Source organism: Rossellomorea aquimaris (assembly GCF_020171925.1).
In the GTDB taxonomy this organism is placed as follows: domain Bacteria; phylum Bacillota; class Bacilli; order Bacillales; family Bacillaceae_B; genus Rossellomorea; species Rossellomorea aquimaris_F.
On sequence record NZ_JAIVAR010000007.1, the window covers coordinates 22464 to 43663 of the forward strand.

Sequence of the window (21200 nt, forward strand, 5' to 3'; positions counted from 1 at the left end):
TATACAAATGATTAAAAGAAGGCCTGGACAACAACTCCAGGCCTTCTTTTTAACTTTTTTGCCTTAAATAACGCTTATCATTCATGAATAGACTCCAGAAATAGACAAAGCCTGGAAAAAGAATGATGAAGCCTACGATATAAGTGATGAACACTGCCCTGAACGAATTCGGGTCTGTAAACCCCGACTGGATCGTCACTTCCGGATAAATGATATATGGAAGATGAGCCTTTCCATATACGTAGCTTGCCAATACATACTGAAAGGTAACTGCCACTACAGCGACTCGCGGCATCCCTTTCAATCCCTCTTTATTCGTTGGAAGGAAGAGAGCTGCACCGGCAACCAGGAATCCAAGAAGGGAAATGAGCAGGATGTTCAAATCCTCCATCATCCGCTCATAAATCCAGTTTGCTTCATTCTTCATTGTGAACATGATTAAAAATGCCATCAAAACCGAGATGGGACCGATGATCATTGCATCACGACGATACACCTTGAACGCCTCGAATTCACGGGATGCTTTCGAATAGTCCGCCAATAAGAGCGATGATAGAAACAGTGTACTTGCCACTGCAAAACCAAAGAACGCATATTCATGTGGACTGGTGAAGAGCTTGCCCAAAAGGAGCGTCTGGCCATCTTCAAAGTCGATATATGGACCGTGGGAAATCGGCAGGACGCTGATTAAAAGCCCCGGGATCAATAGTCCGGTTATTCCTGTTATGTAGGTCAACGGTTTGCGGTAATCATCTGCGACATGTGAAAAGACCAGAAAGGCGCTTCGTATCGCAAGCAGCAGGAGGATCAGACTACCTGGAACCAACAGGACGGTCCCGAGGGAATAGGCTGCACCTGGAAATAAGCTATAGACCGCCACGACCAGCGCGACGATGAACGTATTCGTCACTTCCCACGTCGGGGATAAATATCTGTTGGCAATATTGGTTGCTTTCGTTTTATCATGGTTGATATACAGCATCGACCAGAAGCCTGCACCGAAGTCCATCGTCGCCATCACGGCATAAATGAAAACGAAGCCCCAAAGGATCGTAATGGCGATTAACACTTGAGTCATATTTATCCCTCCTTATACATTCAGTGGAATTTCCGTGCTTTCTGCTTTATCGATATCCTTTTGAGGCGGATTGCGTTTGAAATAATAAAGCAGGACCAATACGACGGCAACAGCCAATACGGCATACACCGTGACGAAGAGGACAAACAGCGTCGCGATGTTACCGGTCGACGTGACGGAATCCTCCGTACTCAGGATCCGGTAAATGGTCCATGGCTGTCGACCTGTACAGGCGAAGATCCAGCCGAACTCAATTGACAGGATGGAGAGGGGACCGGCTGCAACGAAAAGCCACATCAACCACTTTGGAAAACGGTCCTTCTTCAAAAGCTTCTTCCATACGTACGCAACGAGTGCAAGCACGATCAGTAGTGAGCCGATCCCGACCATCGCATTGAATAGCGTATGCACGAATAATGGTGGCCAATATTCTTCGGGGAAGTCATTCAATCCGATCACTTCGGTATCAAAGCTGTTTCCTGCCAGGAAACTCAATGCCCAAGGAATTTCGATGCCCCATTTCACTTCTTGCTCTTCCCGATCGGTAAATCCCCCGATTGATAGAGGTGCATGTGTCTGGGTTTCGAATAAACCTTCTGCGGCAGCCAGTTTTTCAGGCTGGTATTCTTGAAGCTTCTGGGCGGACTCATGACCATTGATTGCGGTGAAGAATGCGAACACTCCCCCAGTGAGCAAGCAAATCATCAGCGCCTTTGCGTGAAATTTGTATACTCGTGATTCAAATGGAAGTCTGAGCATCTTGAACGCTGCGACCGATGCAATCGTAAAGGACCCTGCAACATAAGCAGATAAAGCGACATGCCCGGCTGTCACAAAGAAACTTGGATTGAAGAACGCTTTCCAAGGGTCGACATTCGTAATGTTCCCATCCACAATATCGAAACCTGCAGGCGTCCCTTCAAATGCATGTACATTCGTAATCAACACGGCCGATGCAAGGCCCCCGATTGCCACCAGGACCAGACTGACAATCCTCATCCAAGGCTTGATCCGGTTTGCTGCGTATACATAAATGGACATAAACAGTGCCTCGATGAAAAAAGCATAAATCTCAATTTGAAAAGGCAGTGCCATCACCCGGCCGATGACCTCCATGAACCCAGGCCACAGGAGTGACAGCTGTACCCCGGCAATCGTGCCCGTCGGAATCCCAACGCCAAGAAGCACCGCAAACGCCTTCGTCCAGCGCTTCGCCATGACAGAATAATCAAGATCATTCGTACGCTGAAACATGATCTCCGCCACAAGGATCATCAAAGGAATCCCGACACCGAGGGTTGCAAAGATAATATGAAAAGCCATCGTGGTCCCGAATAAAGATCGTGCTAAAACTAATTCATCCATTTCCAATTCTCCCTTACCATTTCATTAGCTTCCCTTATTGTCCACTTAATGGAAAAATATATTCATACTTGCAAACACAGATAAAATAAAAAAACACCACCCTAAATCAGGTGGTGTTGAAAGATGACTATTGAAGTGCTTTTTCCAAGGTTTTAATGTTCTTTCTCATCAGTGAAAAATAATCTTCATCTTCCTGGAGATCCTTCTCAGTCAGCACAGAGAGGTTATGAAGCTTCAGTGATTTTGCACCCAGTTCCTTTTGGACAACCTCTGTCAGTCGGGATGAGACATTCTGTTCAAATAAGATGTAGTTGACATCGTCTTCTTTCCCTTTCTCGATGATTGCCTTCAATTCTTTCTGTGAAGGTTCATCCGACGTGTTCAATCCGGCAATGGCTTCCTGGTGAAGACCATAACGATCTTCCCAATAGCTGTATGCAGCGTGAGAAACGTAGAACGTTTTATGCGGTGCGGCTTCTGCCATCTGCATAAATTCGGCATCAAGAGAATCCAGTTCGCGATTCAACTCTTTCAGGTTTGCTTGGAAGTCCTCTTTATGCTCTGGCATTTGTTCAATCAGAGTATCTGCTATGATGTCCGCCATATGTTTTGAATAAGCAGGGTTGAGCCAGATATGGGGATCACCATCATGTTCGTGGCCATGATCATCGTCTCCGTGTTCATCATGCTCTTCATCTTCCGAATGCTCGATTTCAAGTCCTTTACTTGCGGGAACAACCGTTACATCTTCCTGCTCCAATATTGATTTGGACTTTTCGACAAATCCTTCGAGCCCCATGCCCACATAGAAAAATACATCACCTTCCGCCATGTCGATCATATCTTTCTGAGAAGGTTCAAACGTATGTTCATCTGCTCCTGGTGGATAGATACTGTGGACATCAACATACTCCCCACCAATTTTTTTCGTGAAATCCTCTAGCGGATACACCGTTGTGTAAATTTCCAGCTCTTCATTTTCCGATTTCTTTTCAGTGGTAGAAGCCCCGCATGCAGTGAGGAGAAATGAAATTAATAAAAACAAACCGATTCGAATATAGTTCAAGGGATATCCTCCTTTTCGTTCATCAATGTATATGCAATATAAATTGTAATGATTACGATTTAGCACAAACGTTATTTTACTATCGTGAGCCGAAATTGGCAAGGTAAAAGTTTTCGGATGGCTTGTTATTATCTTTTCCTAATCCGTAAAGGAAAGACGAGGGAAATAAAAAAAGGCTCTTTTCGCAAAGTTAGTTGATATTTTGGGGGTGACTGTTTTGAACCCCGCTATTGATTTCCGTGCAAGACTTCGCTTTCAGCGGGTAGCCCGTGAGCCTCCTGATATGAACGAAACCGTCAAGATACTCACGCTACCCTGATTTTGGATTTGTTTTTAGGCAGCCCTAAATGGAGAAGTTTATTTTGACTTCTCAACTTATTTGATTCCATTCATCACCGCTATTGATTTCCGTGCAAAACTTCGCTTTCCGCGGGCGGTTGGTGAGCCTCCTCGTCGCTCTCGCTCCTGTGGGTCCGAAAAACGGAAGTGGGCGTTTTGCTCCCTTTGAAAAATGTTCTTCGTCTTTAGAGGCGTTTTTTGCCTCAAAAGTCGAAGGTTAATTTTCAAACGGGAGCAGACCACTGGAGTTAGACACGTCTCACCTAACTCGCTTTTCCCGCAGGAGTCTTCGTTTTGCACTCCAATCAACCGCTGGAATCGGTTATGAATAATGATAAGCCTACACAACTTAATTTGAATAAAGTTTGTAGCTTAGTTTAGTTCTTATTGAACCTCCCGTTTCTTAATGGAATAGAAGGTAAGAACACGGCACGAAGGCAAAAATCTCTACTGCGGTTAGCACTCTGATATTCGTGGGTTTTCACATTTTATCTTTCCGTATAAAGGTCTGGTCCACAAACTCGGCGCGTGAATTGATCTATTTAGATTTATCACATAGGAGGCACGTGGATTTTCCTTTCCGGTTTTCGGCTTCGCCTACGGGAATTGCGTGAAAGTAGAGACCCTGCAAGGCATTGCCCGAAGAGGCTCAACTCACGCCCCGCGGAAAGCGAGTACCTGGAGGGCAATTCAACCACTACTTGATCCTTCTAAAGCAATAATGCTTAAGAAACAGCCATAAAAAAAGACCACCTCCGAGTATGGGAGCTAGTCTTCGGTCTTGCGTGATGGCCATTCCTCGGGAACATGATCGATTCCACCAGGATGGAAGGGATGGCATTTCACGATCCTTTTGATCGTAAGATAACCTCCCCGTAAAGCACCGAATCTCCCCACAGCCTGCATTCCGTAATGTGAGCAGGTCGGATAGAATCGGCAAGTCGGGGGTTTCAGAGGGGAGATGACGACTTGGTAAAATCGGAAAAGTAACAATAAAACGCGTTTCATTCTGTGATCTCCTCGTCTATTTTCTTCTACTATATCAAACATTCCTATATTGATGAAAGGAGATGGTTCCTGAATTGAAATATAACTGTAAAGAGGGCCGAAACCCCCTAATGGCGAAGTGTGTAACAGGGATGGAAAAGAAAAAAGAACTCAAAACATATTAAGTTGATGAAATTACTATGAATTTACGTTATACTAAGAATAGAAATCAATGGGAGTGATCATATATGCCATCAGTAGAAAGCTTTGAACTAGATCATAACGCGGTGAAAGCACCGTATGTAAGACATTGTGGAGTGCATAAGGTTGGCAGTGACGGCCTTGTAAATAAATTCGATATCCGTTTTTGTCAGCCAAATAAACAGGCAATGAAGCCTGACTCCATACACACACTGGAGCATCTGCTTGCATTCACCATCCGTAAATATGCAGAACCTTATGCTCACTTTGATATTATCGACATTTCTCCGATGGGATGCCAGACAGGATACTATCTTGTTGTCAGTGGTGAGCCTAAGGTGGAAGAAATCATTGACCTGCTCCAAGCGACAATGGAGGAAGCAGTCGAAATCGAGGAAATTCCCGCTGCAAACGAAAAGCAATGCGGACAGGCGAAGCTTCATGATTTGGAAGGCGCAAAGAAATTAATGAAGTTCTGGCTCAGTCAAAGTAAAGAAGACTTAAAGCAAGTATTTGCTTAATATTGAAAATCCCCCCGGCACTTATCGCCGGGGGGATTTATTTGCTTCTACTTATTTTTGATTTTCATCGCCTGAATCTTCCTTCTGTTCATCCATATGCTTCAGGTGTGGGTTATCTTCAAGCGGATCAATGGTATGCTTAACGGTCGTATATGCTTTCGACGTTGTCAAGGCACTGACGAAAATCACCAGGATGCATATAACGACTGCAATAATCAACACAAGTGTTAAAGACACAGCTCTGGCCCCCTTTTATCCATTATTTTATCACAGCAGGTGGTAATATCAGTCTTTAATTTCTACATTTTTTTGAAATGCGTTCCCTAGTATAATAGTCCCGCACATTGCTCGTATCCGCTCTATTTGAAAGATGGGTGATTTTGGTATGATGAAAGAGAAGGGAGGGATTACCGTGAATGTATCTTCCATCATGGGGAAGCAGGTAGCGGAACTTCAGCACACACTCAGTATGAATCTGTTAAAGAGTCAAATGTCCACTCAGGCAGCCAATGTAACCGTCATGCTCAGGGATATGCAAACGAATCATGCACCACATCCGACCAAAGGGCAGGCAGTCGATTTGAAAGGATAAGAAAGAAGCCTTAAACAGTATTTGCTGTTTAAGGCTTTTTGTAAGGGGTCAATGGAGGCTTTTACGTTCCAGCCTGACTCGTTCTTCACTTTTTGACCATTTTTCTTTCAATGTTTCGAATATGTATAGTCGCAGGAAATATTCCAGTTCTTCCGTTTCCATCTCCTGGATGAGTTCGATAATCTCGTTTCTGGAAGTATCTTCTAAGATCGTAAGGGCAATGAGGTCTAAGTCTTCGTCTGTACCTTTGATTCTGCCGCGGTACATTTCATAAATTTCTTCAATCAACTTCATGCACTTCACCTCCCTTTCATCCATCTTAACAGAAATGAGATGGAATTACTCTAGATTTTATTTTGTATTTACCCGAAATCTTCTATGATAAGCGCCTTGCCATTAAAAATCGATTCTTACTGATACTATACTTAAGAATACAGACAATATTCATGTTATCTCCAATTAATTTTCACTCTTATAAGGCAATCTGCCCGATTCCTTGCCTAGACATCCTTCACTATTCCCTCCTCGCTTTTCGTTTAGATCGAGGAGTGAATAGAAAACGTTCAAATGAGGAAAAAGAATGATATAAAACGGAAGGGGTTGTAAAGCTTGGACGAACGTCATGACTATTATATTGAAATCGCCACGGGTGAAATTTCAAGGAGCTCGACGGATTCACCATGGAACTTTAAAATTTCGGCAACGGATGAAGAGATAACCAGATTGCGTGAAATCTTTGACTCAAGCCATTCAGTTGATTGGCAGAATTTCTATCGTGCCCATGTCCCGTATATCCAGTATCATTTTGACAGACAGAATGATGCATACGATGAAAACCTACGACAGGTATACAGCATGATCCATGATCTAGGTGATGAAGAAGCGAAGAAACATATTGAGAGCATGCGTATCCTGGATGAGGATACTCCCCGCTACTGAGATGGATAAAAGTGTTGGTCCCCATACTTAATTGTGGACCAATGCTTTTTATTTGTGATTAGATAAAGGAGAGGTGAATGCTCATGGAACAATTTATCGATGCCAATGGTGTAAAAGTGGAACTTGCATTTCAAAAACATTTCTTCGGACAGGATTCACAGCATGTCCTCGTTATTTGCCGTTATGAGGATAAATGGCTGCTGACCCATCATAAGAAGCGAGGCCTCGAATTCCCCGGGGGAAAGAGGGAGAAGGGGGAAACGCTTGAAGAAGCGGCCATCAGGGAAACGTTTGAAGAAACAGGCGGTGTCATCACCGAACCCACTTTTGTGGGGGAATATAAGGTATATGACCGTGACCCATTCGTAAAGACGATTTTCTTCGCCCAAGCGGAAGAGCTGGTGAGGAAGAAAGATTACCTTGAAACCAATGGTTACAAGCTATGGGAAGGCGAGCTTGCCGAGATGCAGACTCACCCTGAATTCAGCTTCATCATGAAAGACAAAGTAGTGGAACTTGCCTTAAAACATTTACAATTCATGACTTGATCCATCTCTTCTCCAATTGTTCGACAACCTTATACATAATTGTCGCAAACACGGCAATGACCAGCAGGGAGAGGAGGACGAGCGTGAAATTGAACACTTGGAATCCGTAAATGATCATGTACCCCAGTCCTTTTGCAGATACAAGGAATTCACCGACGATGACCCCGACCCAGGATAAACCTACATTTACTTTCAGCGTTGAGATGATCGTGGGGAATGATGCCGGAAGGACCACTTCTTTGAACATCTGCCCCCTTTTGGCACCGAACGTCATCATGACTTTCAAATAGTTGGGATCAACTTCTTTAAACGAAGTGTAGACGACAATCGTTGTGATGATGACGGAAATGACGGTCCCCATCGCGATGATGGACGTGAATCCTGGACCAAGTCCGACAATCAGGATCGGCCCGAGTGCCACCTTTGGCATAGCGTTAAGGATGACAAGATAGGGATCCAATACTTTGGACAGGAAGGGTGACCACCAAAGGAGCGCGGCGAGCATCGTCCCAAGCAATGTCCCCAATATGAATCCAAGAATGGTTTCCCCGAGTGTCACCGATAAATTTGCTATGAGGCTTCCGTCCGCTAATTTATCCAGGAACAATCCCCAGATCTTAGACGGTGAGCTGAAAATCAGTGGGTCGACCCAGCTGTTGCGGCTTGAAATTTCCCAAAGGGAGAAGAACACCACAAAAATCAAAGCCTGATAGAACCATACCAGCCGTCTCTCTTTCCGAAGCGAATGAATGTATTCAGCATGTTTCTTCTTAATGGTTTCCTGATTCAAGGCCCTCAAGCTCCTTCCAGATCGTTTGAAAAAATGGCGGATACGCTTCATGATTCCGCACCGTAAACGGCTTTAGTTCCTTCAACTCCTGTGGTACTTCAAATACTTTATGCACCCGCCCAGGCTTTGAGGCAAAGAGAATGATCCTGTCACTCATCGCAATGGCTTCTCCAATATCATGGGTGACGAGCACAGCTGTCTTATTCAAAGCTTTCAAGGTTGTAAAAATAAGATCTTCAAGCTTCAATTTCGTTTGATAATCAAGCGCAGAAAAAGGTTCATCCAACAGCAGGATCTCCGGTTCGGTGATAAGTGTCCTGATAAGCGCGACCCTTTGCCGCATCCCCCCCGACAACTCTCTCGGATAGGAGGTCTCCACTCCAGAAAGGCCAAGCTCCTCGAGTAATTCATAGACCTTTTGCTTTTTTTCATTTGAAAAGGTCTCCATGATCTTCAATCCTAAAAAGATGTTTTCTTCAATTGTTTTCCAAGGAAACAAATAGTCCTGCTGAAGCATATACCCCATCTGATTCTTCCCGGACCCGACAGGTTTGCCATGCAAAAGCACCTTTCCCTCTGTTGGCTTGATCAACCCGGCGATGATCGAAAGAAGAGTCGTCTTCCCGCAGCCGCTCGGTCCGATGAAAGAGATGAATTCACCTTCATTCACTTCAAATGAAATATCGGACAGGGCATTCGTTGCCGTTTTCGGGGTAAAGTAAGTGTGATGAATCTTATCTAAGCACAGGAAATTCACATTCATGCGCCTCCAGTCTTTCTAATATTAAGGAAGGGCTGACAAGGAGTCAGCCCTGTGTATAGATTTTGGTGAAGAGCGGTGGTTTGTGCCAGGCACCAAACAACCCCCTAGCACCAAAACAAACCGCTCCAAGAACCGTATACTCCTTATTTACTTGCTTTTTCAGCGATCGAAGTATTCACAAGTGTCTCGTGGTCGACATGCCCCGGCAGTTCCCCGGCTTCGTCCATGATGCGTTGCAGGTTTTCCCACTCTTCCGTATCCAGGATCGGATCAGTTGCGTAGGATCCCTGGGATTTGTAGCGGTCGACCACGGTTTCAATGATATCAAGCTCTGTATCGGCGAAATATGGTTCTATGACTTTGGCGATTTCTTCAGGAGAGCTGTCAGCCACCCATTTTTGTGCTTTGTACAATGCATTTGTGAACTTTTCAACAGCTTCTTTGTTTTCCTTCATGTAACTGTCCTTTGCCATGAACGTTGTATATGGGACGTGGCCGGACTCCGTTCCGAATGAAGCGACGATGTAGCCTTTGCCTTCTTTTTCGAAGATGGAGGCAGTCGGTTCGAACAGCTGTACATAATCACCGGTTCCTGAACCGAAAGCGTTGGCGATATTGGCAAAGTCGATATTCTGGATCAAGTTCAAATCGTTATGGGGATCGATGCCGTGTTGCTTCAGTACATATTCCCCTACCATCTGAGGCATACCACCTTTTCGCTGTCCAAGGAAAGTTGAGCCTTTTAGCTGTTCCCAATCGAAATCTTCAACCTTTTCACGCGAAACAAGGAAGGTACCGTCCGTTTGAGTAAGCTGGGCGAAATTGATGACTGGATCATCCGTTCCTTGGCTATGAACGTAAATGGACGTTTCAGAACCAACAAGCGCGATGTCTGCTCCGTCGGAAAGAAGGGTGGTCATCGTTTTGTCACCGCCCCATGTGGTGGTGAGTTCGACATCAAGACCCTCATCTTTAAAGAAACCTTTTTCAAGGGCGACATATTGGGGAGCGTAGAATATGGAACGTGTCACTTCGGCAACCCGAACTTTCTGATTCTCATTTTTTTCGGTGCTACAGGCTGTCAGTCCAATGGTCAATAAGATCGTCAGTAGCAGGCTCGAGACGATTCTGGTCCATCTTTTCATGAATGTTTTCCTCCTTAAAATGAAGCATAACCACAAAACATCCCCTCTCTGGCGTTTCTGTTCTCTTACAGAGGGGTAGGATGCTTTTATGGGAGAGTGTTAATCACTCCAGTGTGAGATTTGATAAAATAGTCTATGTGTTGGGCAAAAAATGTGTGAATACCCAGTGCCCATTTTTGAAAGGAAGAGAGTATGAAGAACGGAACAGTCGTAAAAAAGACCTTATTTCCTTCTCCGAATCCAAATGTCGAACTATATGAAATCGTCTACTATTCCGGAGGATTGAGAGTGAAGGGCCTACTGGCACAGCCGGTAAGCGACGGGCAATATGACGGTTTTCTATATTTAAGGGGCGGCATTAAAGGAGTCGGGATGGTGAGGCCAGCCCGGATTGCTCAATTTGCACAGCAAGGCTTCATCGTGTTCGCTCCCTATTATCGAGGCAACAGGGGAGGGGAAGGGAACGAGGATTTTGCCGGGGATGACCGGGAGGATGCGTTTTCGGCCCTTCAACTTTTAAAAAAGCATGAGCGAGTGAAAGAGGGGCGTGTCCATGTTTTCGGATTCTCAAGGGGAGGCGTCATGGCGCTCCTGACCGGGATCGGAACCAATGGGGTCACGAGCATCGTCACATGGGGAGGGGTATCGGATATGTTTCTTACCTATGAGGAAAGAAAGGATCTCCGCAGGATGATGAAACGAGTGATCGGCGGGAGCCCGAATAAATATCCGGAACGTTATGAGTGGAGGACACCGCTGGACTCGGTCGAGGAACTGGACGTCCCGGTCTTGATCATACACGGAAAAAAAGATGAGAACGTTTCAATACATCACGCATATAGATTAGAAAAAAGGTTGAAAGAGGCAGGAAAGAAAGTGGAAACTTATTATTTCAATGAATTTACCCATTATTTCCCGCCGTTGAAAAACCGTGAAATTGTCCAGATGCTCTGTGAGTGGATGAAAAAACAGGTGTAAAGGGGAATCACCATGGGAATGGGGCTTGAGCTTAATACGTTACTTGTCACGAAAGGAAAAGAAATTCGGGTGGATGATAACTTGTTCCAATTGGAGAAAGAGGGATACCGTCTTTATCCGATCCATACCCCGATTGAGGTCAAGACAACCAAAAAAAGCCCTTCAAGAGGATACGCCAAAATAGAAAAGATTCAGTGGCATGAAGACAAAACAACGATTTTCTATCAGTTGATCTCATTGAATACAACGAATTAAGAGCCCTTTTCGGGTTCTTTTTTTTGATTTCGATTAAAAGATGATCTTTTGACCTCACTTGAATTAATTGGGATCCTTTTTGAGGGAATATGTACATACTAAACCTTAAACTAGTAAAAAGACGAGGTAGACGGATGAAACAATATGACTTTGTGCACAAGGAACTGATGAAGTCTACAAAATTGAACATTGATTACTGGTTAGAACATAATTTCCTTACGTTTAAATGGTGGCTGATCATTGCATTGATAATCATTTTTTGGCTGATTTTCTTTAAACTGGTGAACCGCAAGCAACTGCCTAAGGTGTTATTTCTCGGACTTACTTGGATTTTGGTGGCGTCGAATCTGGATGGGCTTGGCTTTGAGCTCGGCTGGTGGGGGTATCCGACAGAATTGTTTCCCATCTATCCAAAGGCCTATCTATTTGATTATGGATTGATCCCGGTCACCTATATGCTCCTTTATCTATATTTTCCTAAAGGGAAGGCCTTCTTTGTAGCAAATGTCGTGTTGGCGGGAGGGGCTTCATTCATCAGTGAACCCTTATTTAGATGGCTTGATTACTACAAGGCATATCATTGGCATCCCTTGTGGTCATTCTTCATTTATATGGTGCTTTCCTATCTGATTCGTTGGTTCGTGGAAAAAGTTTTCAAAGGTGAAAATTCACTTTCCGAACCGGTGTAAATGTGTTAACTTTAAAATATATAGAGTTTACAAAAAGGGGAGTACAGGTCATGAATGGACAGAAATTAAGGATGATCATCCAGTGCGCCATTTTTGCCGCTATCACAGGGATCTTTGCGCAGATTGAAATTCCACTTCCACTTGTACCGATTAGCGGACAAACGTTGGCGGTGGGGCTTACGGCCACCATACTCGGCAGTCGATATGGCTCGTTTTCGATGATCGGTTATGCAGCACTTGGAGCAGTCGGTGTCCCGGTGTTCGCTGGATTCAGCGGAGGAGCACAGGTGCTTGTCGGACCGACTGGCGGATATATCTTCGGCTTCATCATCGCCGCCTTTCTTACGGGTCTCATCCTGGAGAAGACAGCGTTCAACCTTACAATGGCGATGGTGGCGAATACAATCGGAATGGTCGTCATTCTGATCATCGGGATGATCCAATTGAAGGTTGTCGCCGACCTCAGCTGGGGGAAGGCGATGGCTGCAGGGGTTTATCCTTTTATCGTAGTCGGACTGATCAAAGCATTTTTGGCTAGTTGGATCGGTATCACGGTTAGAAAACGCCTAGTTCAGGCAAAGTTGATCACTCATCGTACGGATGCAGTGGCTTGATGAAAATAGGAGGATCCTTGATTAGGGATCCTCCTATTTTTCATTTAAAATTTATACATCATCCAGTATCCGATGTCCTCAAAGCCAATCTGTTTATAAATCCTTCCTGCCTCGGGGTTGTCATAGAAAAGGCATAGCTCCTTGCCTTCCTCGAGGACATCCCTGCACAGTTTGGTCATGCACTGGGTTGCGTATCCTTTTTTCTTATGATCAGGGTGGGTGCAGACAGCAACGATCATCGCTGACATGCTGTTTTCGGCAGTCGTGGAAGCGGAGGAAATATACTGACCGTCTTCTTCAATGAAATAACTGCGGGCCACTCCTTTCTCGATCCCATGCCTTCTTTTCTCGACCGTAAAACTTCCGCCACTGAATTCAGGTATGCTGTTCAGGAGGTTAACCAGTCTAGGCAGTTCATTAACGGTTGCTTCCATAACATGATCAAGCTTTTCGTCCGATAACGATTTCTGGTGATCCAATTTGGCATAATACATTTGTCGTTTCGATTTGTGTTTCTTTGTGAGGAACGGCTCCACTTTAGAGGTTACGGCCTTCAACCCCGACATGATTGAAAAGTCCTTACATTCATTGATGATCGAAGCAAATCCCTCTGCATCAAATTCACCTTGAGAGTAGGGAATGAAGTTTTCTCTATATTTGAGGAGGATTCCCCTTAAATTTCCCTGTTCGTCGAAATCACCCCAGATTCTCTGGAAATCCTGTTCATAACCGAATGCTTCAATATCCCCGATGATGAATAAGTTCTCTGCAGGTTCTTGTTGAATCAACTGCTGACATTTTTCGTCATCCGCTCTTGTCAATATTCTGATCATTACCCCTATCCCCTTTATAAGTTTTAATTGATATATTACCAAAATTTCTAATATTTAGTAAAGCGTAATTTTCAGTAAATGATCTTTTTGTTTTAAAACAGGACTTTTAGGGAAAGTTAGCATCAATACATGATGAAGGAGGCGGTAGACATGTTGTGGACCATCATCGGGATCCTTGTCGTCCTGTGGCTCTTAGGACTGATTTTCAAGATCGGCGGCGCAATCATCCATCTATTATTGGTCATTGCCGTAATCGTGTTCCTTTGGAATTTGATTACCGGACGGAAGAAGGGGCTTTAGCGTTTGTTGAAAGGGAAGGAGTCCTTTTGATGACACGTAAAAACCAGCTTACACATCATAAAGTGAGTAAGCTGGTTTTTTTGTTTACGACTATTTTACTGATGGACCGCCCTTTGATTCGATTTCGACAGGAACATCATTGAATTTCTTGAAGTTATCGTTGAATTGACGCGCAAGTTCCGTTGCTTTAACTTTATATGCTTCTTCATTTGCCCATGTTTTCACAGGTTGAAGGACTTCATCAGGAACACCTGGTACATGAACCGGGATGTTCAGGCCGAAGATCTCGTCTTTTTCTGTTTCAACGTTCGTCAATTCACCTTCTAGCGCTGCCTGAACCATGGCGCGTGTATAAGACAACTTCATGCGGTTACCCACACCATATTCTCCACCTGTCCAACCGGTGTTGACGAGGTAAACTTCCGCATTATGCTCATCGATCTTCTTACCGAGCATTTCCGCGTAACGAGTCGCTGCCAACGGCAGGAATGGTGATCCGAAGCAAGTAGAGAATGTTGCTTGCGGTGAAGTGATGCCGCGCTCTGTTCCAGCGAGTTTGGACGTGTATCCACTCAAGAAATGATACATGGCCTGTTCCTTTGTCAGCTTGCTGATCGGAGGAAGTACGCCGAATGCATCCGCAGTCAGGAAGACGATCGTATTCGGGTGACCTGCAACGCTCGGTTCAACGATGTTCTCCATCGCTTGAAGCGGATAAGCGGCGCGTGTGTTTTCCGTCAGGGAGTTATCATCATAATCCGCGATGCGGGATTCATCATCAAGGACAACGTTCTCCAATACGGAACCGAATCGGATCGCATCAAAGATCTGAGGTTCCTTTTCGCGAGTCAGACCGATGCATTTCGCATAGCAGCCACCTTCGATGTTGAATACACCGTTCGGGGACCAGCCATGTTCGTCATCACCGATCAAGCGGCGGTTCGGGTCAGCGGATAAAGTTGTTTTACCGGTACCGGATAATCCGAAGAATAATGCGACATCCCCCTCACGGCCCACATTTGCCGAGCAGTGCATGGAAAGGATATCTGCTTCAGGAAGCATGTAATTCATGACAGAGAAAATGGATTTCTTCATTTCCCCCGCATATTCCGTACCACCGATAAGGACGATGCGCTTTTCAAATGAAACAATGATGAATGTTTCAGAATTTGTTCCATCAACGGCAGGGTCAGCCTTGAAATTCGGAGCCGACACAATCGTGAATTCGGAGTTGTGTAAAGATAACTCTTCCACTTCCGGTCGGATGAACAACTGATGCGCAAATAGATTGTGCCAGGCAAACTCATTGATGACCTGGATCGGGAGTCTATGTTTGGGATCTGCACCTGCAAATCCATTGAATACAAATACTTCTTCTTTTTCTTTTAAGTATGAGAGGACTTTATGGTATAATTTATCGAATGATTCAGAGGAAATCGGCTGATTCACGGTTCCCCAATCAATTTTATCTTTCGTTGAAGGCTCTTCGACAATGAACTTATCTTTAGGAGAGCGTCCTGTATATTTCCCGGTTTCAGCTCTTACCGCACCTGAAGAAGTTAAAACGCCTTCATTTCGTTGAAGGACTTTTTCCACTAATTGTGAAACAGACAGTTGATTTTTGATGTTTTTCCCGCTAAGTAATTCTGTTAACTCGTTAGACATGCTCACTGAATTCATTAGAACCCTTCCTTTATATAAATTTAACTTCCCATAAGTTGTATCTTTTCAAAAATTAGTATAACACAATTAATTTATTAGTCTATACTATTTAGCGGTTTTTTATAATGTGACTTAAATTTGTAATATTTAAATTATTTAGGCTGCATTATGGCATCTTGTTTTTCTTCTTATTAAAATGGGGGATTAAATTGCCGCCTGATTCTGTGGAAGGCTTTGCTTTTTTTGCAAGCGTGTATACGAGTGGAGGAATCACAAGATGCGACTGGCATTAGGCATGGTACATTTGTGAGGCTCTTGCCACGGTCACTTACCTCTAAACACGGGAGCTGGAACGTCTCGCATAACATCCTTACTACTTACGTCTTCGCTTCGCCCTCCAATCAACTGCTGGAATCCGCTTGAAATTAATCATATTTCTATTTTCTAACGTAACTCGGAGGTAGCATGTTTCCTCACGTAACATGATCGTCCTTCTGTTAAACTTTTCATCTGAAAAAATGTTTGACACCCTGTATCGTTAACGTTATTATTGTACCTTGAACGGATACTCTTATCCTGAGCTGGTGGAGGGAGCAGACCCTATGAAACCCAGCAACCTGCTAAATAGATAGTTGGTCCTTGGAATTTGAAGGACCCATTAAGCGAAGGTGCTAAACTGAGGCAAGGTGGATAACCTTGAACGATAAGAGAGAAAAGGCGCGGCTATGATGTGAAACCTTTCCTCTTTGTACTTTTATGGAGGAAAGGTTTTTTCTATTTTATCATGCAGCAAAGGTGACTAAATTTCATGAGTTTAGATAAGGGAGTCATACTCTGCCTTATAAAAAAACCATGTTTACTTCATACTACTTAGGGAAATGAGTACCGTATCTGTTTAATTCATTTGCCGGGGAAAGCCGGCAATATGCTTAAGGAGGAACCTCAATGTCAACAAAACGTCGTCTGTTTACATCTGAGTCCGTAACGGAAGGACATCCAGATAAAATTTGTGACCAAATTTCTGATTCAATTCTTGATGCGATCTTAACGAATGATCCGAATGCACGTGTAGCGTGTGAAACATCCGTAACGACAGGTCTTGTACTTGTTGCAGGGGAAATCACGACGAATACGTATGTTGATATCCCGAAAATCGTCCGTGAAACCATCCGCGGAATCGGATACACTCGTGCAAAATATGGTTTCGATGCTGAAACTTGTGCCGTATTGACTTCAATCGACGAACAGTCTGCCGATATCGCACAAGGTGTCGATCAAGCACTGGAAGCGCGCGAAGGACAAATGAGCGATGCTGAAATCGATGCGATCGGTGCTGGGGACCAAGGTCTTATGTTCGGATTTGCATGTAACGAAACGAAGGAGCTTATGCCTCTTCCAATCTCACTTGCACATAAATTATCCCGTCAATTGACTGAAGTTCGTAAAGAAGAAACCCTTCCTTACCTTCGTCCGGACGGTAAAACTCAGGTAACGGTAGAATATGATGAAAATGACAAGCCTGTCCGCATCGACACCATCGTCATTTCAACACAACATCATCCAGAAGTTTCACTGGAGCAAATCCAGCGTAACCTGAAAGAATATGTCATCGATCCGGTTGTTCCAAAGGAACTGATCGACGAGAACACAAAATACTTCATCAATCCTACAGGCCGCTTCGTCATTGGTGGACCTCAAGGGGATGCTGGTCTTACAGGACGTAAAATCATCGTTGATACGTACGGTGGTTATGCACGTCACGGAGGCGGTGCCTTCTCTGGTAAGGATGCTACGAAAGTTGACCGTTCAGCGGCATACGCAGCCCGCTATGTAGCGAAAAACATCGTTGCAGCCGGACTTGCAGAAAAATGCGAAGTTCAATTGGCGTATGCGATCGGTGTAGCACAGCCGGTATCCATTTCAGTTGATACATTCGGAACTGGCAAAGTTTCTGAAGACGTACTCGTTGATGTTGTACGCAACAACTTCGATCTTCGCCCTGCAGGAATCATCAAGATGCTTGACCTTCGTCGTCCGATTTACAAGCAGACAGCTGCTTACGGACACTTCGGCCGTAACGATCTTGACCTTCCTTGGGAGCGTACGGACAAAGCTGAAGTCTTGAAGGCTGAGGCTCTTAAGTAATAACAGGTATGAGAAAGCCAACACTTTTTATGGGTGTTGGCTTTTGTTTTGGGGTGGATTTGGTGTTTTTATGGTTGTGGTGCTTGGATGGGGGAGTTGGGGTTTAAGTGGGAGTTGGGTTGTGATGCGGGTTCGGTGGTTCGGTCGGTTCGGCATTTTTTGGGGGGGTCTGCGTTTCGGTGTGGGAATGGGTGAGTTGTTGAGTGGGTGAGCGAGTGTTTTTGTTTGTGCGCGAGCTTGCGATAATTGTCGATTTTTGAAGAATGGTCGATAAATCGAAATTTTGGCAGATAAAATGGAAAAATGGCAGATAAAATGAAAAAATGGCAGATAAAAATTTTTTTTGGCAGATAAAATGAAAAAACGGCCGATAAATTTTGGGATTGGCATAGCCAGGCTCAAATCCGGGCAACCGAGCCAGGCTCAAATCCAGGCAACCGAGCCAGGCTCAAATCCGGGCAACCAAGCCAGGCTCAGATCCAGGCAACCCGAGCCAGGCTCAAATCCGGGCAACCAACCCACGCTCAAATCCGGGCAACCAACCCACGCACAAATCCCCGCGCAACCGCCACCCCCACACCCCGGTACCAAATCCACTCCAACCTAACCCCAACATCCCGTAAATTAACAAGAGTAATCATCGGAATGTTGGGGTATCCCAAGTATAAGCGTCAAAGTGGTTTGATGCTTTTATAATACTGACCTTTCTCTGCGTATTCCCTGGAGATGCGTTTCATTTCGCTGATGTCGTGTTCGTTCAATTCCCGCACGACTTTTGCGGGACGGCCGAAGGCGAGGGTGTTCGGAGGGATGACTTTTCCTTGGGGAACAAGGCTGCCGGCGCCGATGAATGCGCCTTCTCCGATTTCGGCGTTATCAAGGATGATCGAACCCATTCCGATGAGGGCTTTTTTTCTGATTTTGCAGCTATGTAGGATGACTCCGTGGCCCACGGTGACTTCATCTTCAAGGATGAGGGGGTTATCAGGACTTTGATGAAGGATGGAATTATCCTGTACATTCACTTTGCTACCGATCCTGGTAGGCGCTACGTCCCCCCTGATGACAGTATTGAACCAGATACTGGATTCTTCCCCGATTTCGACATCCCCTGAAATCGTTACATAATCAGCAATAAATGCAGATTTTGCAATCACAGGTTTTTTATCATGATATGGATAGAGCATTTTTTACTACCCCTTTCAATAATATTTACTATAATAATGGTAGCAGATACGAACCATTTGAGAAACATTTAAGGAGGGTTTGCCATGTGGAAATGGGAAACAGATCAAGAGGCAAAAGCAGTCATCGTCATCATTCACGGAGCAATGGAACATCATGGCCGGTATGGATGGCTCATTGAAATGTGGCGGTCATCGGGATTCCATGTCATCATGGGTGACCTGCCGGGGCAGGGGATGACGTCAAGAAGGCAAAGAGGACATATCGATTCCTTTGACGAATATATGGTAGAAGTGAAAGACTGGGTGCAGGCTGCCTATCAATTCGATCTACCTGTATTCCTCATCGGCCACAGCATGGGAGGGCTCATTGCAGTAAGGATGCTTCAGGAATCGCACATCAATCTTGCCGGGGTGATTTTATCATCTCCATGTCTGGGGCTTGTGGACGGACCTTCGAAGCCTGTGGAACTGCTGTCACTTGGGCTGAACAAGGTTGCTCCAATGGTGAAATTCCCGTCTGGGCTAACGGTCGACATGGCAACGAGGAATGCGGATGTAAGGGAAATTGACAGTAATGATACGTTATATATTACAAAGGTTTCCGTCAGATGGTACAGGGAGCTCACTCAAGCCATTAAACTTGCGAAGCTCAATCTTGACAAGATGCCTGATGTCCCGCTTCTGGTCATGCAGGCGGGCGATGATAAGATTGTCGATAAAAAGGCGGTCAAGAAATGGTTCAATGAGCTTTCGCTTTCAGAGATGCATTATAAAGAGTGGCCGAAATGCTATCATGAAATCTATAATGAACCGGAAAGAGAAGAAATCTTCGAGTATTCCAAGGTCTTTGTCGAAAGCCGTCTGAAGGCATTGGGATATATCTTATAATGAGGTGATGTGCTTGTCAGTACCTGTAAGTCCTTTTTCATTGATGACAAAAGTTTACCGGGATATCTTTCCTCTCGTTCATCAGGAGTTGGATTACTGGAAGGGAAGGGCCGGTTCGATACCAAACGAAGAGTTGAGGAATCAGGCTTTGGCAAGTATCGAACATAAAACGTTTCATTGTGAAGGGGGATCGATCCTGTCCATCTTATCGCAGAAGATGAAAAGGGAGACGATCCGCTTCACGGTGGCTTACCAAACCATCAGTGATTATCTTGACAATCTTTGCGATCGCAGTACGTCCCTCGATCCGGCGGATTTCGAGCTCCTTCATCAATCGATGAAAGACGCACTCACTGTCGGGGCTGAGCCCGTTCAATATTATGCGCTCCGTGAAGATCAGGATGATGCGGGCTATTTACACGACCTCGTCAGAACATGTCAGGATTCATTGGCTGCCATCCCACATTATCAACAGATCAAACGTGAGCTACTGGAGTTGTGTGCGTATTATTGTGATCTGCAAATACATAAGCATGTGAAGAAGGAAGAGAGGGAAGATAGGCTGAAATCGTGGTTTGAGGCTCATCGTTCCCGCCTTCCGGAAATGGATTGGTACGAATTTTCTGCATGCTCAGGCTCGACCCTCGGGATCTTTTGCCTTGTGGCTTACGCGAGCCGGCCGGACTTTCAATCTTCTTACACTGAAAAAATCAAATGTGGTTACTTTCCTTATATACAGGGCCTTCATATCCTTCTCGATTATTTCATTGATCAAGAGGAGGACCATGAGGGAGGCGACCTGAATTTCTGTTTTTATTATGAAGATGAGGAACACCTGAAGGAAAGACTCATCCATTTCCTCAGGAAAGCGGATGAACACACGAACGGCCTTCCTCATGCAGGATTTCACCGCTTGATCAATAAAGGATTGATCGGGGTTTATCTGTCCGATGAGAAAGCCAGGAGGCAGGAAAGGGTCCAGGCTTTTTCAAAGGAATTCCTAGGAGAAGCAGGTTGGGTGACAAAGTTCTTCTTTTGGAATGGTAAAATGTACCGTAAGTTAAAGAAAGTAAAATAATGGATGTTGGCGTGTTTGCGTCAAGGGAAAATATTTTTTGGCTAGTCCTATAACAATAGGGCTAGCCTTTTTCCATTTCGTTCTAAATTTACGTAAGCAGAAAGACTCTTGTTAATTTTTTTACTAGTCGAATATATTCAAATGTTGTCAGAATATATGGATTTTTCAGAAAAATCTTGTATATTGTAATTAGTTGTAAAAATATAGTACATACGAAGGGGGAATGACGTGTTGAAA

At 44.6% G+C, this 21200-nt stretch carries 24 protein-coding genes and 1 riboswitch; of the genes, 12 read left to right on the forward strand and 12 right to left on the reverse strand.

Annotated features, from left to right (window positions below; genetic code table 11):
- Window positions 1–49: 49 nt before the first annotated feature.
- The 4 genes from LCM10_RS17680 to yidD form a co-directional block, all read right to left on the reverse strand.
- Window positions 50–1078 carry a cytochrome d ubiquinol oxidase subunit II gene (locus tag LCM10_RS17680; protein ID WP_224877594.1) on the reverse strand — a complete coding sequence of 343 codons (1029 nt, stop codon included), beginning with the start codon at window positions 1076–1078 and terminating at the stop codon, window positions 50–52.
- Between the two features lie 12 nt (window positions 1079–1090).
- Window positions 1091–2443, reverse strand: a complete 1353-nt coding sequence (locus LCM10_RS17685; protein WP_224877595.1) for a cytochrome ubiquinol oxidase subunit I — start codon at window positions 2441–2443, stop codon at window positions 1091–1093.
- Between the two features lie 127 nt (window positions 2444–2570).
- Window positions 2571–3509 carry a metal ABC transporter solute-binding protein, Zn/Mn family gene (locus LCM10_RS17690; protein WP_224877596.1) on the reverse strand — a complete coding sequence of 313 codons (939 nt, stop codon included), beginning with the start codon at window positions 3507–3509 and terminating at the stop codon, window positions 2571–2573.
- Window positions 3510–4616: 1107 nt separating this feature from the next.
- On the reverse strand, window positions 4617–4856 hold the full coding sequence (gene yidD / locus LCM10_RS17695; RefSeq protein ID WP_224877597.1) for a membrane protein insertion efficiency factor YidD: 240 nt from the start codon (window positions 4854–4856) through the stop codon (window positions 4617–4619).
- A 227-nt stretch (window positions 4857–5083) separates the two neighbouring features.
- On the opposite strand from yidD, the gene LCM10_RS17700 reads away from it, so the two are divergent.
- On the forward strand, window positions 5084–5557 hold the full coding sequence (locus LCM10_RS17700; protein WP_224877598.1) for an S-ribosylhomocysteine lyase: 474 nt from the start codon (window positions 5084–5086) through the stop codon (window positions 5555–5557).
- A gap of 51 nt (window positions 5558–5608) precedes the next feature.
- Here LCM10_RS17700 and ytzI read toward each other — a convergent pair whose 3' ends face one another.
- Entirely contained in the window at window positions 5609–5794 is a 186-nt protein-coding gene (ytzI, locus tag LCM10_RS17705; protein WP_224877599.1) for a YtzI protein, read from the reverse strand.
- 148 nt (window positions 5795–5942) lie between these two features.
- Here ytzI and LCM10_RS17710 point away from each other — a divergent pair, with 148 nt between their 5' ends.
- Window positions 5943–6149, forward strand: a complete 207-nt coding sequence (locus LCM10_RS17710; RefSeq protein ID WP_224877600.1) for a hypothetical protein — start codon at window positions 5943–5945, stop codon at window positions 6147–6149.
- Window positions 6150–6197: 48 nt separating this feature from the next.
- On the opposite strand, the gene LCM10_RS17715 is transcribed toward LCM10_RS17710, so the two are convergent.
- Window positions 6198–6443 carry a DUF6154 family protein gene (locus LCM10_RS17715; RefSeq protein WP_032087259.1) on the reverse strand — a complete coding sequence of 82 codons (246 nt, stop codon included), beginning with the start codon at window positions 6441–6443 and terminating at the stop codon, window positions 6198–6200.
- 315 nt (window positions 6444–6758) lie between these two features.
- On the opposite strand from LCM10_RS17715, the gene LCM10_RS17720 reads away from it, so the two are divergent.
- Both LCM10_RS17720 and ytkD read left to right on the forward strand, forming a co-directional pair.
- A complete protein-coding gene (locus tag LCM10_RS17720; RefSeq protein ID WP_224877601.1) occupies window positions 6759–7088 on the forward strand; it encodes a hydrolase in 330 nt (109 codons plus the stop codon).
- A gap of 83 nt (window positions 7089–7171) precedes the next feature.
- On the forward strand, window positions 7172–7636 hold the full coding sequence (ytkD, locus tag LCM10_RS17725) for an RNA deprotection pyrophosphohydrolase (protein ID WP_224877602.1): 465 nt from the start codon (window positions 7172–7174) through the stop codon (window positions 7634–7636).
- Here ytkD and LCM10_RS17730 read toward each other — a convergent pair.
- From LCM10_RS17730 to LCM10_RS17740, 3 genes are all read right to left on the reverse strand, one after another.
- Window positions 7626–8426, reverse strand: a complete 801-nt coding sequence (locus LCM10_RS17730; protein WP_224877603.1) for an ABC transporter permease — start codon at window positions 8424–8426, stop codon at window positions 7626–7628. The two genes, ytkD and LCM10_RS17730, sit on opposite strands and share 11 nt — an antisense overlap.
- A complete protein-coding gene (locus LCM10_RS17735) occupies window positions 8407–9183 on the reverse strand; it encodes an ABC transporter ATP-binding protein (RefSeq protein ID WP_224877728.1) in 777 nt (258 codons plus the stop codon). Before LCM10_RS17735 ends, LCM10_RS17730 begins: the two co-directional genes overlap by 20 nt.
- 149 nt (window positions 9184–9332) lie before the next feature.
- Complete coding sequence (locus tag LCM10_RS17740) at window positions 9333–10334, reverse strand: ABC transporter substrate-binding protein (protein WP_224877604.1); 1002 nt, start codon at window positions 10332–10334, stop codon at window positions 9333–9335.
- Between the two features lie 192 nt (window positions 10335–10526).
- On the opposite strand from LCM10_RS17740, the gene LCM10_RS17745 reads away from it, so the two are divergent.
- From LCM10_RS17745 to LCM10_RS17760, 4 genes are all read left to right on the forward strand, one after another.
- The gene (locus LCM10_RS17745; protein ID WP_224877605.1) at window positions 10527–11312 is read left to right on the forward strand and encodes an alpha/beta hydrolase family protein; all 786 of its coding nucleotides are present in this window, start codon (window positions 10527–10529) and stop codon (window positions 11310–11312) included.
- A 12-nt stretch (window positions 11313–11324) separates the two neighbouring features.
- A complete protein-coding gene (locus LCM10_RS17750; protein WP_224877606.1) occupies window positions 11325–11567 on the forward strand; it encodes a DUF2584 domain-containing protein in 243 nt (80 codons plus the stop codon).
- 134 nt (window positions 11568–11701) lie between these two features.
- Window positions 11702–12256 carry a CBO0543 family protein gene (locus tag LCM10_RS17755; protein ID WP_224877607.1) on the forward strand — a complete coding sequence of 185 codons (555 nt, stop codon included), beginning with the start codon at window positions 11702–11704 and terminating at the stop codon, window positions 12254–12256.
- Between the two features lie 50 nt (window positions 12257–12306).
- Complete coding sequence (locus LCM10_RS17760; protein ID WP_224877608.1) at window positions 12307–12870, forward strand: biotin transporter BioY; 564 nt, start codon at window positions 12307–12309, stop codon at window positions 12868–12870.
- A gap of 44 nt (window positions 12871–12914) precedes the next feature.
- Here LCM10_RS17760 and LCM10_RS17765 read toward each other — a convergent pair whose 3' ends face one another.
- Window positions 12915–13703: a GNAT family N-acetyltransferase gene (locus LCM10_RS17765; protein WP_224877609.1), complete on the reverse strand. Its 789-nt coding sequence runs from the start codon at window positions 13701–13703 to the stop codon at window positions 12915–12917.
- A 150-nt stretch (window positions 13704–13853) separates the two neighbouring features.
- Between LCM10_RS17765 and LCM10_RS17770 the strand changes: the two genes are divergently transcribed.
- Window positions 13854–14003: a lmo0937 family membrane protein gene (locus LCM10_RS17770; protein ID WP_224877610.1), complete on the forward strand. Its 150-nt coding sequence runs from the start codon at window positions 13854–13856 to the stop codon at window positions 14001–14003.
- Window positions 14004–14093: 90 nt separating this feature from the next.
- On the opposite strand, the gene pckA is transcribed toward LCM10_RS17770, so the two are convergent.
- Window positions 14094–15683: a phosphoenolpyruvate carboxykinase (ATP) gene (pckA, locus tag LCM10_RS17775; RefSeq protein ID WP_224877611.1), complete on the reverse strand. Its 1590-nt coding sequence runs from the start codon at window positions 15681–15683 to the stop codon at window positions 14094–14096.
- A 550-nt stretch (window positions 15684–16233) separates the two neighbouring features.
- Window positions 16234–16375: riboswitch (SAM riboswitch) on the forward strand.
- Between the two features lie 235 nt (window positions 16376–16610).
- Here pckA and metK point away from each other — a divergent pair.
- A complete protein-coding gene (gene metK, locus LCM10_RS17780; RefSeq protein WP_224877612.1) occupies window positions 16611–17810 on the forward strand; it encodes a methionine adenosyltransferase in 1200 nt (399 codons plus the stop codon).
- A gap of 671 nt (window positions 17811–18481) precedes the next feature.
- On the opposite strand, the gene LCM10_RS17785 is transcribed toward metK, so the two are convergent.
- Window positions 18482–18997, reverse strand: a complete 516-nt coding sequence (locus LCM10_RS17785; protein WP_224877613.1) for a gamma carbonic anhydrase family protein — start codon at window positions 18995–18997, stop codon at window positions 18482–18484.
- 84 nt (window positions 18998–19081) lie between these two features.
- Here LCM10_RS17785 and LCM10_RS17790 point away from each other — a divergent pair, with 84 nt between their 5' ends.
- Window positions 19082–19885 (forward strand): alpha/beta fold hydrolase, encoded by an 804-nt coding sequence (locus LCM10_RS17790; protein ID WP_224877614.1) that lies wholly within the window; start codon window positions 19082–19084, stop codon window positions 19883–19885.
- Between the two features lie 13 nt (window positions 19886–19898).
- Window positions 19899–20963 (forward strand): tetraprenyl-beta-curcumene synthase family protein, encoded by a 1065-nt coding sequence (locus tag LCM10_RS17795; RefSeq protein ID WP_224877615.1) that lies wholly within the window; start codon window positions 19899–19901, stop codon window positions 20961–20963.
- Window positions 20964–21200 lie beyond the last annotated feature (237 nt).

What these genes read in the sequence shown, in the direction of transcription:
- LCM10_RS17765 (WP_224877609.1), bottom strand. Translation starts at nt 13,703, where the DNA reads ATGATCAGAATATTGACAAGAGCGGATGACGAAAAATGTCAGCAGTTG.
- LCM10_RS17740 (WP_224877604.1), bottom strand. Translation starts at nt 10,334, where the DNA reads ATGAAAAGATGGACCAGAATCGTCTCGAGCCTGCTACTGACGATCTTA.
- pckA (WP_224877611.1), bottom strand. Translation starts at nt 15,683, where the DNA reads ATGAATTCAGTGAGCATGTCTAACGAGTTAACAGAATTACTTAGCGGG.
- LCM10_RS17685 (WP_224877595.1), bottom strand. Translation starts at nt 2,443, where the DNA reads ATGGATGAATTAGTTTTAGCACGATCTTTATTCGGGACCACGATGGCT.
- metK (WP_224877612.1), top strand. Translation starts at nt 16,611, where the DNA reads ATGTCAACAAAACGTCGTCTGTTTACATCTGAGTCCGTAACGGAAGGA.
- LCM10_RS17760 (WP_224877608.1), top strand. Translation starts at nt 12,307, where the DNA reads ATGAATGGACAGAAATTAAGGATGATCATCCAGTGCGCCATTTTTGCC.
- LCM10_RS17745 (WP_224877605.1), top strand. Translation starts at nt 10,527, where the DNA reads ATGAAGAACGGAACAGTCGTAAAAAAGACCTTATTTCCTTCTCCGAAT.
- LCM10_RS17700 (WP_224877598.1), top strand. Translation starts at nt 5,084, where the DNA reads ATGCCATCAGTAGAAAGCTTTGAACTAGATCATAACGCGGTGAAAGCA.
- LCM10_RS17770 (WP_224877610.1), top strand. Translation starts at nt 13,854, where the DNA reads ATGTTGTGGACCATCATCGGGATCCTTGTCGTCCTGTGGCTCTTAGGA.
- ytkD (WP_224877602.1), top strand. Translation starts at nt 7,172, where the DNA reads ATGGAACAATTTATCGATGCCAATGGTGTAAAAGTGGAACTTGCATTT.
- LCM10_RS17710 (WP_224877600.1), top strand. Translation starts at nt 5,943, where the DNA reads ATGATGAAAGAGAAGGGAGGGATTACCGTGAATGTATCTTCCATCATG.
- LCM10_RS17785 (WP_224877613.1), bottom strand. Translation starts at nt 18,997, where the DNA reads ATGCTCTATCCATATCATGATAAAAAACCTGTGATTGCAAAATCTGCA.
- yidD (WP_224877597.1), bottom strand. Translation starts at nt 4,856, where the DNA reads ATGAAACGCGTTTTATTGTTACTTTTCCGATTTTACCAAGTCGTCATC.
- LCM10_RS17790 (WP_224877614.1), top strand. Translation starts at nt 19,082, where the DNA reads ATGTGGAAATGGGAAACAGATCAAGAGGCAAAAGCAGTCATCGTCATC.
- LCM10_RS17755 (WP_224877607.1), top strand. Translation starts at nt 11,702, where the DNA reads ATGAAACAATATGACTTTGTGCACAAGGAACTGATGAAGTCTACAAAA.
- LCM10_RS17680 (WP_224877594.1), bottom strand. Translation starts at nt 1,078, where the DNA reads ATGACTCAAGTGTTAATCGCCATTACGATCCTTTGGGGCTTCGTTTTC.
- LCM10_RS17750 (WP_224877606.1), top strand. Translation starts at nt 11,325, where the DNA reads ATGGGAATGGGGCTTGAGCTTAATACGTTACTTGTCACGAAAGGAAAA.
- LCM10_RS17715 (WP_032087259.1), bottom strand. Translation starts at nt 6,443, where the DNA reads ATGAAGTTGATTGAAGAAATTTATGAAATGTACCGCGGCAGAATCAAA.